We start from the raw sequence: 15,514 nt of genomic DNA, 5'->3' as shown, positions 1-15,514 counted from the left end.
GGTCGCCTGTCGTGCGTACGGGAGCAGCCGATTTATCTCGACAACTGCGGAAGCGGGCAGGCGCAGGGTTGCGGCAACAGCCAGTTGCCACGGCAAGAAAAGTCGATTTCTGTAGCTTCGGGGCCGAGAAAGAGCTGTGGTGGCAAGAATGCGGGATTCCTGTAGCACTAAATGGTGCGTGAAGCTACAGAAAGCCTGTATCCTTGCCATTATGGAGCCGCTAAGCCCCTGCGACGCTACAGAAACCCCGTATTCTTGCCGTTGTGACGCAGCAAAGTCTCAAATGATTCAGAAAGCCCGGATTCTTGCCATGCTCAACAGACTGCCAATTCAGCAACCGAATCCCGAACAAGGGAACCTCTTCCCCATCTGCCTCTATATGCACGTACGATGGAATCCGGCGCTGTCACGTGCCCGGGTGTGTCCTTGCCTGCGCGGCGGTCGTACAATAAAGAACTGACAAAAATCAAGCTAGCATATGGTTCTCGAAAGGCAGCACGCACGTAATGACGCAAGAGCAAGAAACGAAGGTCGCATCTGCGGCAGCCGGCGCCCCCGCCGCACCCGCGTCCGCCGCTCCGCAAGGCGCGCCCGGCAAGTCCGGCGCGGCCGGTCAGCACAACAGAGTCACCCGCATGGGCACGGAGTCCATCCCGCGCCTGATTACCGAGTTCGCCATTCCCTCCATCCTGGGCATGCTGGTCAACGGCGCGTACAACGTCATCGACTCCATCTTCCTGGGGCAGGCCATGGGCGAAATCGGCCTGTCCACCGCCACGGTGGCCATGCCCATCATGACGGTGTTCATGGCCATCGCCATGCTGGTGGGCAACGGCGGCAACGCGCTGGCGGCCCTGCGCATGGGCGAGGGCAAGCCGGAAGAGGCCGAGCGCAGCCTGGGCAACACGGTTACGTTGTCCCTGATCTTCTCCGTGATTGTGGCCATCATCGTGTTCGTCCCCGCGTGCCTTGACGCGCTGCTGGACATTTCGGGAGCCACGCCCGAGGACTGGGGCTACGCCACGCAGTTCATCCGCATCATCTCGCTTGGCTTCATCTTCCAGTGCATCGGCATGGGCGTGAACAACTTCATCCGCACGGCCGGTGCCCCGAATCGCGCGCTGGGTACCATGATCATCGGCGCCGTGGCGTGTACGGCGTTCAACGCACTGTTTGTGCTGGTCATGGGCATGGGCGTTGCAGGCAGCGCGCTTGCCACCGTGTGCGGCCAAGCCATTTCGTGCGCCACGGTGCTGTGGTATTTCTGCATGACGAAGGGCGTTCCCATGCGTCTGCATCTGCATAAGATGCCGCTGCATGCTGAAACCGTGCGCCTGATTCTGTCGCTAGGCCTTGCTAGCTTCGCCGTGCAAATCGGCATGGCCGCGGTGAACTTCGTGCTGAACAACCTGCTGAACGCGTACGGCGCGCAAAGCACCATCGGCGCGGAGGGCGCGCTGGCGTCCATCGGCGTGGTGCAACGCGTGGCGTCGTTCGTGGTGTTGCCGCTGATCGGCATGGCCATCGCCATCCAGCCGCTGCTGGGCTTCAACTACGGTGCGCACCTGTTCAATCGCGTGAAGAAGACGCTGGCCTGGGGTATTGCGGGCGCGACGGTCATTGCGGTGGTGCTGTGGGCGCTGGTGCATCTGTTCGCCGACCCCATCGTCGGGTTCTTCGGCATCACCGACCCCGACTTGAAGTCGTTCACGGTGTTCGCGCTGAGCGTGCAGCTGTTCCTGATTCCGTTCGTGGGCTTCCAGATTGTGGGCTCGAACTACTTCCAGGCAACGGGTCAGCCGGCGAAGTCGGTGTTCCTGTCGCTAACGCGCCAGATCTTGTTCCTGATTCCGCTGTACATCGGCCTGCCTATGGTCATGCCCATGTGGTTCCCGGGCTATACGGGGCTCGACGCACTGTATTTCGCCTGCCCGGTGGCAGACTTCCTGGCCATCTTCACCACGGCGATTTTTGTGCTGCTGGAGCTGAAGCGCCTGAAGAAGCTGGAAACCGGCGAGCTCCAAGCGAAGTTCTAACGCGCAGCCAGCAACGCGATAAGTCGCCAGTTTGTTTCGGCCCCGCAACGTTATTGCCGTTGCGGGGCCGTTTTTGCGCTTGTGCTCAGGCTTGCGTCGCAAAATCGCGCGAGTTTGTGACTTAATGAGTCGATCTACGGCAGGAGGTAAAAGAGCGCAGCGTTTCCCCAGGTCACAAAAGTAGGTACATGTGGCTTGAACGAAGATTCGCAGCAAGTCTCAAACTCGAGCAACTTTGTACCCGGACTTGTAAATGGCTGCTCTCAGATGATTTGATTTGAAAAATCGCTCATGTATGTGATTTAACGAGATGTTTGCGGGATATAGTGAATTTGCGTTGGCGTTTCCCCAGTTCAGAAGCTTGCTGATAATGGGTGTACAGGTGCTTCTGCCGGCAAATCACATACATGAGCGATTTTTCGCTGAGCATGGTCGACTGTCGGTTGTTTTCGGGTTCGAGCGCGGAAGTTTTGTTTCGGCCCTGCAACGTTTTTGCCGTTGCGGGGCCGTTTTTGCGCTTGTGCGGTTTTCGGGCAGCTTGTGCATGCTACAATTCCCCCCGCAACCTATAGGAAAAGGGTAGATGCGCGGGTCGCATCGCCCGCTGCAGCATGGTATTGCTTGCCGGCATGGTGCGCTGATTACGGAATCGTTGCACTGCTCGGAAGAGTGCTCGCTTCTGCTGAAATATGCGCTGCTCGTTGGGCATTGCGTGTCTGCGGGGGCGTGGTGCTCCTTGTTGGGGCATTGCGTGTCTGCCAGGGCGTGGTGCTGCCTGTTCGGCATTGCGCTGCTTGCTGAGGCACATGCTGCAGGGATGGCTTCCCGAAGCGTGGGAAGAGGAAAGAGGGAGAATCGTGGAGCAGGTTCAGAAGAAGGCGGCCGCTGGGTCGCGCACGCGTTCGATCGCGTTCGTGGCGTTGACCGTTGCCATTACGGCCGTGTCGGCGTGGGTGACGGTGCCGCTGGGCCCTGTGCCGTTCACGCTGCAGATTTTCGCCGTGGCATTCATGGTGCTGGTGCTGCAGCCGAAAGAGGCCGTGGCGGCCATTACCGTGTACCTGGTGCTCGGTGCGCTGGGCGTGCCAGTGTTCAGCGGCATGCGTGGCGGTATCGGTGTGCTGGCGGGTGCCACGGGCGGCTTCTTGTGGGGCTACCTGCTGGGCGTGGGCCTGGCGGTTGCCGTGCGCTTCGCGCTGAAGGCCGTGCTTGCGCGCGACGGGCAGGCGAAGGGTGCCCGCGCGTTCGCCATCGATTTCCTGACGGGCCTGGTGTTCTTGGCCGTGGCCTACGTGTGCGGCTGGGCGCAGCTTATGGCTGTGGCGGCTATGAGCCCGGCAGCGGCGTTCGCAGCTGGTGTGGCGCCGTTTATCTTGGTTGACCTGGCGAAACTGGTTGCGGCTGTCATCTGTGCCCGCGCCGTTAACGCCGCGGTGAGCCATCGCGCGTAAGCGGGGACGGCGAAGCTGCGAGACGCAATTCGCCGGCAAATCGGTTTGCGATTGCGGTAAGAACTCGTGGCGCCGAGTGAAAGCTCGGTACCAATAAAAGAGCGCCCAAAGGGCGCGTCACCATTATCCCGAAGGCGTGTCACGCTGAAAAAGCGCGGCGCGCCTTCGGCGCTTTCTATTGATGGTCGAGCTCTCGCTCGACCCTACGGGGTGGGGGAGAAGCGACCTCTCGTTCGATCCTGCGGGGGAGGCGAGCTCTCGTTCGACGCTACGGGGCGGGGAAGGCAAGCTCTCGCTCGACGCTAGAATGAGGCGAGCACCCCTCGACTTTGGGCGCTAGGGGAGCGGGGCTCCGCGTGCGCGGGGCGATTCCGCCCACCTTGTCCACGAAACGGCACAGGAAAGCCCTCTCCATGTCGCGGAACGGGATAGCGCAAGCATTGCTGCACGCGAAAAAGGGGCCCCTTGCGGGTGCCCCTCTGCTTTCGCAAATCCCCTACGCTTGGAACAGCACGGCGCCGCTGGTGAAGCCGCCGCCGAAGCCTACGAGCACCACGTTGTCGCCGGGTTGGATGCGGCCTTCCTCGTAGGCATCGCACAGCGTCATGGGAATGCACGCCGATGACGAGTTGCCGCGGTGCGCGATAGACATCTGGAAACGCTCAAGCGGCAGCTTCATGCGCTTGGCGGCGTACCTGATGATGCGTTCGTTGGCCTGGTGCGGCACGATCAGCTTCACGTCGTCGATGCCAAGTCCCGCGCGGCGCAGCACCTCTTCCACGGCGTCGGGCATGGCCTTCGTGGCGAACTTGAACACCTTCTGCCCGTGCATGTGCAGCACTTGGTGCGGCGCGCCGGCGGCAATACGCTCGGTTTGCTCGTACTCGTCATGGATGGAGGCGAAGCTGGGGTCGGGCAGCTCAAGCGCGGCGGGGTCGATGCCCGCTTCCGTGAATGGCTGCGGCGTGTCGAATGCGTTCATGCAGGTCAGCGCGTTGTCGACATCGTCGTCGTTGCGAATGAACCACGACAAGATGCCCGGCTTCGTCTCGTCCCACTCAACCACGGCCGCGCCCGCGCCGTCGCCGAACAGCACGCACGTGTTGCGGTCGTTCCAGTCGATGATGCGCGAAAGCCGCTCGCTGCCAATGACCAGCGCGTGGCGAATGGGGTTGCGCCCAGCAGCGCCCGGCGCCCCTGGGGCGGCCGCAGCCATCATGGACTCGGCGATGGTCAGCCCGTAAATGAAGCCGGTGCACGCGGCGTTCATGTCCAGCGCCGCAGCGTTGACCAGCCCCAAGCGCCGACGGATGGCGGCGGCGCCGGTGGGCAGCAGCGCGTCGGGCGTGACGGTGGAGAAGATGACCAGGTCGATTTTTTCGGGCGCAATGCGGCGTGCGGCCCAGCCGTCCTCTTCCCAGCCAAGCGCTTGCCGTGCAGCGCATTCGGCCAGGTCGACGTTCGTTTCGTTCACGCACACGCGACGCGAGCGAATGCCCGTGCGCGTGGAAATCCATTCGTCGCTGGTGTCGACCAGCTTCGACAGCTCGTCGTTGGCAACGTCAAGCTTCGGCAGCTTCTTGCCGCAGCCGATGATGGTGCAACCCATGATGCTCCTTAGGGAATGCGGGGCGACGCGCCCCGGAAATGGTGCAGTGTCAAACGCACCCGAGTATAGCACCGGCCCGCAGGGCGCCCGCGAATCCTCACGTCTCCTAGAGAAGCGCACCGGAATTAGTGCACAAGTGAAGCAAGAACCGCGACAGGCGGCCGCATTCTGGCCCGATTCTGCTCATGGCGATGCGAGATTGCCGCAAAGTGCACGCGGACGTTACACATGCAGGAGCTGCCACCGGTCTACGAGCTCGCACTCTCGCGAAAGCTCTTACAGCAAAACATCGCCAGCAAGTTTTGCGGACAGCACAGTTGAAGCGTGTTTGCGATTGAACCCTGAGTGGTTCGCTCCGCGTAATTGGCGAAAGCGCTCCTGCCTTCGCGAATCGTCCTGCCCCCACTACTTCCGCGTAACCTTCTTCTCCGAAATGTCGGCGGGAATTGACGGGATGGCGATCATGAAGCACGCGCCGCCTTCAGGCAGGTTGAGCGCTTCCACCGTGCCGTCGTGCGCTTCGGCGATGGACTTCACGATGGCAAGCCCCAGGCCCGTGCCGCCCGTGCCGCGCGTGCGGCTGGCGTCGGTGCGATAGAAGCGGTCGAACAGCAGCTTGGGGTCCACGTCGCCGAAGCCGCAGCCGTCGTCTTTCACGGCAACCACGGAGTTGCCGTTCACGCCGGCCAGCTCCACGGTGATGTGCCCGCCGGGCTGGATGAAGCGGCTGGCGTTCTCCACCAGGTTCGTGATGGCCTGCCGCAGGCTGTCGGGGTTGCCCAGCACATCGGGCGCCTCGCCCGTGACCAGGGTGTTCGCCTGCCTATCTTGCAGGATGGGGTGCAGCGCGTCCACCACGTTGCTGGCCAGTTCGCGTAGGTTCACGCGCTGCATCTCCTCGGGGATGGGCGAGTTCTCGATGCGCTGCAACGTCAGCAGGTCGTGCGTCAGGAGGCTTAAGCGCTCGCTTTCGTTCACGATGATGTCGCAGAACTTGTCGTGCAGCGACGGCGGCAGGTCGGGGTCGGTCAGCATCTCGGCGTTGCCGCGGATGGCGGTCAGCGGTGTGCGCAGCTCGTGCGCAACGTCGCTGATGAACTCGTTTTGGCGCTGCTCTTTGATGGCCAGGTCGTGTTGTTGCTGCTTCGTGGTTTGCACCAGCTGCTTGAAGTCCACCGTCAGCTGGTCGGCCTCAAGCATGCGCCCGTCGGGTTCGAACGGGATGTCGGCGCCGTTGCGGTACGCGGCCGTCTTCTTCGCCAAATCGCTGAGCGGCTCGGACAGGAAATGCCCGATGAGCAGGCTTAAGCAGAACACCACCACGCTGATGGGCACCAGCACCAAAAGCGACAGGATGGACGCGTCGAACAGTAGCATGCACGTCACTAAGGCAACAGCGGCCGCAAGCAAGCTGAGCAGCGTTGCCAAAAGCGCGAAATATGTTTGCAGCCGTTTTATAGCTTGAACCTGTATCCGTAACCGCGAACCGTTTCCACAAGGCCGGGATCGTATCCGGCCTGCTCAATCTTATCACGCAGGCGTTTGATGTGCGTGTCCACGGTTTTCGTTTCCGTGAGGTATTCCCAGCCCCACGCGTCGCGCAAAAGCTCCTCGCGCGAAACCACTTTGCCGGCGTTCTTCATCAGACATGCCATCAGCTCGAACTCGCGCGGCGTCAGGTCGATGTTGCCGGCAGGGCCCGTGGCGGTGTGCGCATCCTCATCAAGCGTGATGCCGCTGGCGGTGATGGCGTGGTTGTTGACGCCCACCATCTCGTTGCCCTGGCTGCGGCGCAAAAGCGCGCGGACGCGGGCGATAAGCTCGCGTACGCCGAACGGTTTTGCCAGGTAGTCGTCGCCGCCGATTTCCAGGCCCACCACCTTATCAAGCTCGGTGTCGCGCGCCGAAAGGAACAGCACGGGCGCCGACGTTTTCGCGCGCAGGCGGCGGCACAGCTCGTAGCCGTCCATGCCGGGCAGCATGATGTCAAGTACGAACAGGTCGTAGTCGTTCTTCTGCGCCATGGCCAGCGCATCTTCGCCGTTGTCAACGACGTCGGGCGCGAACCCTTCCTTCTTCAGGGCGTATCCGACGAACTCGGTGATCGACGGCTCGTCGTCGACAACCAAGATGCGTGAAGGCGATTCGTTCATGATGGGCCTCTTTCGTATCGCGCGCCGCACGTGTCGCCGCGGCGCTTCCCGGCAGCGCAGGGGGCGCGCCCCGCGTCTCCGTACCATTCTTGCGACACAACTATACTCGCATTGCTGCCCGTGTTCGCTTCCCGTCAAAAACACGTTACTTGCCAACATCGGGGCTGATAGGGGTGGCGGTACTGCTATACTTGTGCGCGCGAAAAAGCCCGAAGGGGCCGGCGTGCGCCGGCTTGAGGGAGATGGGCGCCGCATTCAGCGCGGGCAATGCCTGCAAGCTGCGGCGTTCTGGGCAGTACGTGAGAGAGTGGGCGAAAGAATGCTTTTGGCAATCGACGTTGGCAACACGCAAACCGTGGTGGGCGTGTACGAGGGGAAGAAGCTGAGCCATCGCTGGCGCGTGGCCACGAACAAGCACCACACGTGCGACGAGCTGCGCGTGAAGCTGATTCCGCTGCTGAATTCCGAGGGCCTTTCGTTCCAGGACATCGGCGGCATGTGCCTGGCATCGGTAGTGCCGGCGCTGACCGATGCGTGGTGCACGGCGGCTAAGCAGATGCTGGGGCATCGCGCCGTGGTGTGCTCGGCCGAAACGGCGGGCGACCTGTTCGACGCGTCGGGCTATCCGAATCCGCGCGAGATCGGTGCCGACCGCGTGGCCGATGCCGTGGCCGCGCGCAGCCTGTACGGCGCGCCGGTCATCGTGGTTGACTTCGGCACCGCTACTAATATGGAAGTCATCGACCGCACGGGCAGCTTCGTGGGCGGCGTGATTGCCCCGGGCGTGGAAACCAGCTCGTCGGCCCTGTTCAGCCACGCAACGAAGCTGGGCGCCATCGAACTGGTGAACCCGCACGTGTCCATTGGCCGCAACACGCAGCAGGCCATGCAGGTGGGCATCGTCTACGGCGAGGCTGATCGTGTGGATGGCCTGGTCAACCGCATTTTCGACCAGCTGGGCTACAAAACGGCCGTCATCGGCACCGGCGGGCTTGCCCCGCGCGTGTCTCCGCTGTCGCGCACCATCAACGAGGTGAACCAGGACCTTACGCTCGAGGGCCTTCGCCTGGTGTACGACAACTTCATCGCGCACGATGAAACGGGCCTGTACGGCCGCCCGAACGAATAGCGAACGCGACGCCTCAAACGGCCCGGGAAACCGGGCCGTTTTTGCGTTTGGGCGGGTTTCGGAAGCGCGGCTTGCGCGGACGTGCGAAAGGGGCGATGCGCCAAGTGCCGAAGTCGTTGCTTGCGAAAGTGCGCGGAAGGCTGTTGTTCGACAGGTGGGAAACGCGGGCATAAGAAGGCATCACCAAGCATTTCATCAGGTAAAACGCTAGCGAATCACCAAGACGTCACCAATTGCGATGACACCTTTCGCTTCGCCTGGGCGCTTTGCGAATCGCCAAAAAACGGGCGATGGCCACGCCGATATTTCACCCGAGAACGGGCGTTTCCCGCGTTGCGGTGCTGTTCCTAGAATTTCGGTCGTGCCCTGCAAGAGGGACGGGGCGCAAGATAGAAGGGGGAACCGAGCATGAACAACGTTGACGACATCGAAGTAAGTGCGGCGGCTCAGAACGCATCTGAACCGAGGCCGGAAGATGGCGCAGCCGTGGCTGCGGCCAAAACCGAAGACCCGGCGGCGGCACGCTTGCGCGTTGAGCGTGCGTTGACCGCTAACCATGCGAACACGTTGCCCATGCTTGAGATTCTTCGCGCATGCAACGAGGCGCGTCCGTATCGCGATATCGAAGACGACGTCTACGACCTGCCCGTGATGCAGTTGAGCCACCAGAACGCGCATGCGTTGTCGCTGTTGCTCGTTAAGGCCGGCGCGCTCGAGCAGATTCCCGTCGAAGAGCCGCAACCTGCAGAATCCGCTGCCGCAGGCGTTGACGCTTCTGCTGGCGATGCGCAGCCCGCCCTGGTCGATCAGCCGGTGGACTACTTGCTCGTCATCACCGAGGCCGGCCGCGAGGCGCTTGCGGACTTCGATCCCGTGAAGCGCTATGGCCGCATGCTTGCTGGCGAGCCATCCAGCTACCGCGCCATTTATCGCAAGGTCCTCTCGCTGTGCGAGCAGGGCATCTCCATGGATGACATTGAGCAGGCGTTGGCGGGAATCCCCGCCATGCGCACCCCGAAAACCGTCTATGCCGGGCATTTCGTCTCGAACCTGGAAACCGTCGACGGCATTCGCTGGGCCGACGGCCTTTGGACCATAACCACCCACGGCCAAGCCATGGCCGAAGTCTGATAACCCCTCGGGCACCCCTCACCCCCTCTTGCCCGAGGGGCCCTTCAGCCGGAATTCCGGCGACATCCATTGAAAGCGCCGTCGCAAGTAGCAGGCGCCGCAAAACATCTGTTCAAGGCATTCTCCCGGTAATGCCCAGGGCCGCTGCGGCGAAAATCCGTGCGGACGGGCCGCCGAGTGAAGAAAACGAGAAAAGCAAGAAAAACGAGGAGGAGAGCATCACATGACGAACCAAACGATGACACGTCGCAGCTTCGTCAAGGCGGCAGGGGCTTTGGGCGCTGCAGCTGGCCTGGGCATTCAAGCCACAGGCTGCTTCACCAAGGCCGATTCCGCTTATGCCGAGCAAGCGGGGGAGGAGAAGATCTACAAGACTTCCTGCCGCGCCTGCATCGCATCGTGCGCGGTTTTGGCGCACGTGCGCGACGGCCGCGTCGTTAAGATCGAGGGCAACCCTGAAAGCCCCATGAGCCAGGGCGGCGTGTGCGCCAAGGGCCTGTCCGGCATCCAGGCGCTGTACAACCCCATGCGCAACAAGTACCCCATGAAGCGCGTTGGCGAACGCGGCACGAACAACTGGGAGCGCATGAGCTGGGACGACGCCCTGACCGAGATTTGCACTGAAATCAACCGCGTGTCGGACAAGTACGGCAGCGAGGCCATCAGCGTTTCGACGGGCGGCGGCGGCAATCCCCACTTCTCCAATGTCAAGCGCTTCGGCGAGGCCATCAATACACCCAACGTGTGGGAGCCGGGCTGCTCGCAATGTTATCTGCCGCGTATGGCGGCATCTATCTTGGCCTACGGCGCTGGCAAACCGAACAACCTGAGCTTCTCGGACTCCAACGGCTGGGACTTCTATTTCGATGACTGCAAGGTCACTACCATCGTGCTGTGGGGCACCGACCCGTCTAACTCCTCGGTGGCCACCGGCGGTCGCTGCCTAGCCGAGCTGCGCGCCCGTCCGCAGGGCCTACGCACTGTGGTCATCGACCCGCGCTACACGCTTGATGCAAGCAAGGCCGAGGTGTGGCTGCCCATCCGCCCCGGCACCGACGTGGCGCTGCTTCTGGCCTGGACGCGTTGGATCATCGACAAGAAAAAGTACGACGAGCAGTTCTGCAAGACCTGGACGAACATGCCGTACCTTATCAACCCCGAAACGCGCCTGACACTTAAGGCGACCGAAGCGGGGCTTGAAGGCACCGACAAGGATTACGTCGTGTGGGACGCCAACACCAACCAGCCTGTTGTGGTCACGGATTTCCCGATGAATACCGATGTCGACCCCGAGCTGTTCGGCACGCACGTTGTCAACGGGCTGGAGTGCAAGTCCGGCGGGCAGCTTCTCAAGGAAAGCTGCGAGGAGTGGACGCTTGAGAAGGCGGCAGAGATTTGCTGGCTTGACGCCGCCCAGATCGAGAAGGCTCTGGAAATCTACACCGATCCCGATGGCCAGTCCGCTATTATGCAGGGCGTTGCCATCGACCAGTACCCGCAGTCTCAGCAGTCGGCCTTGGGCGCGCTGAACCTTGAGTTCCTTATGGGCAACGTCGAGAAGCCCGGTGCGATGCTGCAAAAGTTCGCAAGCGCCCCGTGCAAGGACCAGTTGGGCAACACCCCGCGTCTGCTTACCGAGGCGAAGGTCCGCAAGCGCTGCGGCTACTTGGAGCACAAAGGCCTCATCTGCTGGGACATGGCGCACATCCCCAGCGTGCTGCGCGCTATGCAGTACGGCGACCCCTATCAGATTCACATGTGGATCGAGCGTTCGGGCAACAAGCACGTGGTGCTTGGCAACTCAAGCTGTCTGGACGAGGTTGTCCCGCACCTGGACACGGTGGTGCACATCTTCATGTATCCCACGGCGTTTTCCGTCATGTGCGCCGACTACCTGTTGCCCTGCACCGAATGGCTTGAGACGAACCTGCCCATCCCGCAGCTCAACACCATCGTCATGCGTCAGGCCGTCACCCATCTGTTCGAGGGCGTCGAGGAAGGCATCATCTGGACCCAGATCGTGCAGAAGTGCGCGGAGCTGGGCAACAAGCACTGCCCGAAGGCGTTCGACAAGGACGCTTGCCATACCACGCCGTTCTACAAGAACGAATACGAGAAGCAAATTCAGCATCTGAACAAGCTGGACATGACGTGGGACGAGGCGTGCGAGGAAGGCGTCATCAAGTGGGCCGAGCCCGAGGAGTACCGCACGTACTACACCTACCTCAATGATGACGGTACGGGCAAGCCCAAGGGCTTCGGCACGCCGTCGAAGAAGCTTGAGGTGTACTGCGAGTCCAACATCATCCTTGGCCGCACGGGCTACCCATGGGCGCAGTGCGACGAGACGGCGCATCTGACGCTTGAACCGGCGTCGAAGGATTACGAGCCTTTGGCCTACTACGAGGAGCCGGCGGAAAGTCCGCTGACCGATACGGAATATCCGTTGGTTTTGACCGAGGGCCGCTTGCCGATGTACCACCACGGTACCCTGCGCAACGTTCCGTGGCTGCGCGAAATCTACCCCGTGCCCGAGATGTGGATCCACCCCGACGACGCCGCGAAGTACGGCATCTCCGACGGTGAGTGGGTCGACATCGAATCGCGCCGCGGCAAAACCCACGGCCGCGCCCGCGTTACCACCGCCATCGCGAAGGGCGTGGTGTACCAGGAGCGTTTCTGGGCACCTGAACTGCTCGACTCCGACCACCCCGACCAGGCTTACAAGGTCATGAACATCAACGTGCTGACCAAGAACGACCCGCCGTACAACCCCGAGTACGGCACCTATACGCTGCGCGGCTTCCAGGTGAAGGTAAGCCCCAGCAACGATGCCATCCTCAACGAGGTGTGGACCGAGCCCGAGCAATTCGAGCCGTGGCTGCCCGAGTATTCCGACCCCACCGACGACGTGTTCGATTACGGCGCGCCTGCGAAATAAGGAGCTATGACCATGTCCCATAACTGCATCGTCGTCAACCTCGATCGCTGCACGGGCTGCTTCGGCTGCGAAATCGCGTGCAAGATGGAGAACAACGTGGCCCTTGGCCAGCGCTGGAGCAAGGTGCTGACCGTTGGACCCGTCGGCGAATATCCCAACATGACCCGTTATGCGCTGCCCACCATGTGCCAGCAGTGCAAGGAGGCACCCTGCGTGCACGTGTGCCCGACCGGCGCGAGCTACCGCGACCCCAACACGAACATCGTGCTGGTGGACAAGGAGAAGTGCATCGGCTGCAAGTACTGCATGATGGCGTGCCCTTACGGCGTGCGCAGCTGGAACAAGACCGAGAAGTGCGTTGAGAAGTGCACGCTGTGCGGCCAGCTGACCAGCGCCGGGAAGCTGCCGGCCTGCGTGAAGAGCTGCGCTTCGGGCGCGCGCTTCTATGGCGATCTTGACGACCCGAACTCCGACGTGTCTAAGGAGCTGGCCAAGTACGATGACTCGGCCATCCACACGCTCGAAGACCAGGGCAACGGCCCGTGCACGCACTACATTCTCAGCACATCGATTGGCGAATGGCAGCAACGCGTGAAGCCTCGCACGGCTCCGCAGACTGCTGCGTATCCCGAAGCATAGAAGGGAAGGAAGCAATGGAAATCCAATGGTCGCTCGTTCTGTTCACGGCCATCTCGGGCGCGGGTGCATGGCTGTTCGCCTTCATCGGCCTCAACGAGTTCCTCGGCAGGGCGCGCAATGATAAGGGTCTTATGGTCGGCTGCGTTTTGGCCGCCGTGTTGTTGGCCGTCGGCGGCGTGGCGTCGGTGACGCACTTGTCCCATGTCGACCACGTGCTGTGGGTTTTGCAGCACCCGGCACCGGGCATTTTCGTTGAAGCGCTGCTTATTGGCATAGACGCCGTGCTGGCGGTTGTGTTCTTCCTGCTGGTCAAGCGCGAGGTTTCCGCCGGCGCGCGCAAGGCGGTCGCTGTGCTTGCCATCGCAATGGGGCCCATCTTCACCTGTTCCTGCGGTTCATCCTACATGATGGCATCGCAGCTGGCGTGGAACACCATCACGCTGCCGCTTGGGTACTTGGGCACCGCCATTCCGGCTGGCGCCGCAATCTGGATGCTGGTGGGCTACTACTTCAAGGAATCCGACGAAGCGCACAAGGTAGCCGGCGTTGAGCTGGCCGTTGCCGGCGCGGCGTCGCTGGTGCTCGGGGCGGCTTACGGGTTTGCCTCGGGCGCGGCCTTCAATGACCAGACGGTGCTGTTCTGGATTGCCGTGGTTGCCGTGGGCAGCGTGGTCCCGGGCGTGTGCGGCATCTTGGTTGCGCGTTCGCCGAAGCTGGCGTTTTCCGCTGGCGTCACCGCTATGATCGGCGGGTTCGTGGGGTCCGTGTCGTACCGCGTTTTGATGTGGACGGCCTCGGTGGCGCTTATGGCGCTGTTCGGCGAGGCGATTTAGCAATGGTTGCGGTCGTGCCTGCTGCACAAGCGGGCACGACCCTGCGGCAAGTTGTCGCGGCTCTGTGCGCAGGGCTCGGCATGCCGCAAAGGGGGAAGCGGCGGCAGGCCGCGCGCCGTCGGGCATTCGAGCTTTGGCGGCGAAGTAGAGGAACGGAGCATCGCAATGAGCGAGAACGTCATGGACAAGACGCTGATGGAGGAAATCGTCGCGGCCAACGAGGCCCGCGCTGCTTTCGACCGCTTTCTGGCCAGCTTGTTTCTGTACGAGCTGAAAGACGATCAGATCGAGCGGCTTGCTCATCTGGAGTTTGAACGCGACGGGTCGAAGGTGGCGCAGGGCTATGCGCAGATGGTGGAGTACCTGCGTCACCGCAACCGTGCCACTGCTCAGACCTTGGCGGTTGATTATGCCCATACGTTCTTGGGCGCGGGCACCTACGACCACGTGCTGGCCCCGCCCTATGAGTCGGTGTTCACAAGCAAGCAGCGCCTGCTTATGCAAGACGCTCGCGATGGGGCGCTGGCCTACTACCGCTCTGAGGGCATGGACCTGCCGGCTGACAACACCACGCCGGAAGACCATCTGGGCTTTGAGCTGCAGTTCGCGGCAACGCTTGTCGAGCGCGCAAGCGATGCCGCTAAAAACGGCGACATCGAACGTTTGCGCGAGCTTGTGTCCAAGCAGCGCAGCTTCCTGCAGTTTCACCAGGAGAACTGGCTGCCCGAGTTTTGCGACGCCATAGATCAGTACGCCCAGACCGATTTTTACCGCGGCGTGGCGAACCTTGTGCGCGGCTATCTGGCCATCGAACGCGAAGTGCTTGACGGGATTGCCGATGCGCTCGGCATCGCGGGGCCCGAATGCGAGGTGCGCAGCGCATGGATGGACGATCGAGAGGAGGCCGACGGCGATGCGGCGTGAGCCTGCGCATTCTGCAGACGACAGCGCGTCTTTCAGCGAAGGCGGGCGGGGGCGCGTAACGCGTCGCGCGTTTATCGGGCTGTGCGCCGCCACCGCCGCCTGCGCTGCCGTAGGTGGGGCTGGCAAGGCCTTCGCCGGTCAGGGCGATTTGCTGCGTCCGCCGGGTGGTCAGGATGAGGCGCTGCTGCATGCGGCGTGTCTGAAGTGCGACCGCTGCCGAAGCGTGTGCCCGACCGGGTGCGTGTCGGTGGCCACGGTGGACGATGGCTTTTTGCAGGCGCGCACGCCCAAGCTGAACTTTCATCGCGGCTACTGCGATTTCTGCGGGAAATGCCAGGAGGTGTGCGCGACCGGCGCGCTAGGCGCCTTCGACCCCGCTTGCGACAAAATCGGCGTTGCCGTTGTGCAGCGCGACCGTTGCCTGGCATACACGCTGGGCTGCGAGAACTGCAAGGATTCGTGCGCGTTCGGTGCGCTGACCTTCGACGGCGATCGTCGGCCGGTCATCGATGCCCAGCTGTGCAATGGCTGCGGTGCCTGCGAGTGCGCGTGTACCGCGCTGGTGTACGGCACGTTCTCGGGCGGGACGCGCCGCGGAATCGTGGTGGAAAGCGTTTCGGCCTACGAGGCAATCGGTTCTACGTTGGTCGACGGGGAAGGAAGGTGAT

At 62.3% G+C, this 15,514-nt stretch carries 12 protein-coding genes; 9 read left to right on the top strand and 3 right to left on the bottom strand.

Annotation, left to right across the window (positions count from 1 at the left end; genetic code table 11):
- The first annotated feature begins 506 nt into the window (after window positions 1–506).
- On the top strand, window positions 507–2,036 hold the full coding sequence (locus tag ET524_RS03690) for an MATE family efflux transporter (protein WP_129423388.1): 1,530 nt from the start codon (window positions 507–509) through the stop codon (window positions 2,034–2,036).
- A gap of 857 nt (window positions 2,037–2,893) precedes the next feature.
- On the top strand, window positions 2,894–3,487 hold the full coding sequence (locus ET524_RS03685; RefSeq protein ID WP_236648246.1) for a biotin transporter BioY: 594 nt from the start codon (window positions 2,894–2,896) through the stop codon (window positions 3,485–3,487).
- A gap of 496 nt (window positions 3,488–3,983) precedes the next feature.
- On the opposite strand, the gene ET524_RS03680 is transcribed toward ET524_RS03685, so the two are convergent.
- The 3 genes from ET524_RS03680 to ET524_RS03670 form a co-directional block, all read right to left on the bottom strand.
- Window positions 3,984–5,096, bottom strand: a complete 1,113-nt coding sequence (locus tag ET524_RS03680; RefSeq protein ID WP_129423386.1) for a 3-oxoacyl-ACP synthase III family protein — start codon at window positions 5,094–5,096, stop codon at window positions 3,984–3,986.
- A gap of 405 nt (window positions 5,097–5,501) precedes the next feature.
- The gene (locus ET524_RS03675; RefSeq protein ID WP_201738644.1) at window positions 5,502–6,473 is read right to left on the bottom strand and encodes a sensor histidine kinase; all 972 of its coding nucleotides are present in this window, start codon (window positions 6,471–6,473) and stop codon (window positions 5,502–5,504) included.
- Between the two features lie 77 nt (window positions 6,474–6,550).
- Window positions 6,551–7,249, bottom strand: a complete 699-nt coding sequence (locus tag ET524_RS03670) for a response regulator transcription factor (RefSeq protein ID WP_129423385.1) — start codon at window positions 7,247–7,249, stop codon at window positions 6,551–6,553.
- A 325-nt stretch (window positions 7,250–7,574) separates the two neighbouring features.
- On the opposite strand from ET524_RS03670, the gene ET524_RS03665 reads away from it, so the two are divergent.
- The 7 genes from ET524_RS03665 (at window position 7,575) to ET524_RS03635 (ending at window position 15,513) form a co-directional block, all read left to right on the top strand.
- Window positions 7,575–8,378, top strand: a complete 804-nt coding sequence (locus ET524_RS03665) for a type III pantothenate kinase (protein ID WP_201738643.1) — start codon at window positions 7,575–7,577, stop codon at window positions 8,376–8,378.
- Window positions 8,379–8,786: 408 nt separating this feature from the next.
- Window positions 8,787–9,509 (top strand): hypothetical protein, encoded by a 723-nt coding sequence (locus ET524_RS03660; RefSeq protein WP_118351053.1) that lies wholly within the window; start codon window positions 8,787–8,789, stop codon window positions 9,507–9,509.
- Window positions 9,510–9,732: 223 nt separating this feature from the next.
- Window positions 9,733–12,450 (top strand): molybdopterin-containing oxidoreductase family protein, encoded by a 2,718-nt coding sequence (locus tag ET524_RS03655; protein WP_118351051.1) that lies wholly within the window; start codon window positions 9,733–9,735, stop codon window positions 12,448–12,450.
- A 12-nt stretch (window positions 12,451–12,462) separates the two neighbouring features.
- Entirely contained in the window at window positions 12,463–13,089 is a 627-nt protein-coding gene (locus tag ET524_RS03650) for a 4Fe-4S dicluster domain-containing protein (RefSeq protein ID WP_129423383.1), read from the top strand.
- 14 nt (window positions 13,090–13,103) lie between these two features.
- Entirely contained in the window at window positions 13,104–13,922 is an 819-nt protein-coding gene (locus ET524_RS03645) for a DmsC/YnfH family molybdoenzyme membrane anchor subunit (protein ID WP_129423382.1), read from the top strand.
- Between the two features lie 165 nt (window positions 13,923–14,087).
- Window positions 14,088–14,846, top strand: coding sequence for a TorD/DmsD family molecular chaperone (locus ET524_RS03640; RefSeq protein WP_201738642.1), 759 nt, complete (start codon window positions 14,088–14,090; stop codon window positions 14,844–14,846).
- On the top strand, window positions 14,836–15,513 hold the full coding sequence (locus tag ET524_RS03635) for a 4Fe-4S dicluster domain-containing protein (RefSeq protein WP_118351045.1): 678 nt from the start codon (window positions 14,836–14,838) through the stop codon (window positions 15,511–15,513). Before ET524_RS03640 ends, ET524_RS03635 begins: the two co-directional genes overlap by 11 nt.
- Window position 15,514 lies beyond the last annotated feature (1 nt).

The organism is Senegalimassilia faecalis, assembly GCF_004135645.1.
GTDB lineage: Bacteria > Actinomycetota > Coriobacteriia > Coriobacteriales > Eggerthellaceae > Senegalimassilia > Senegalimassilia faecalis.
Note: the sequence above shows the minus strand (reverse complement) of the source record. Positions and strands in the feature narration are given on the sequence as shown.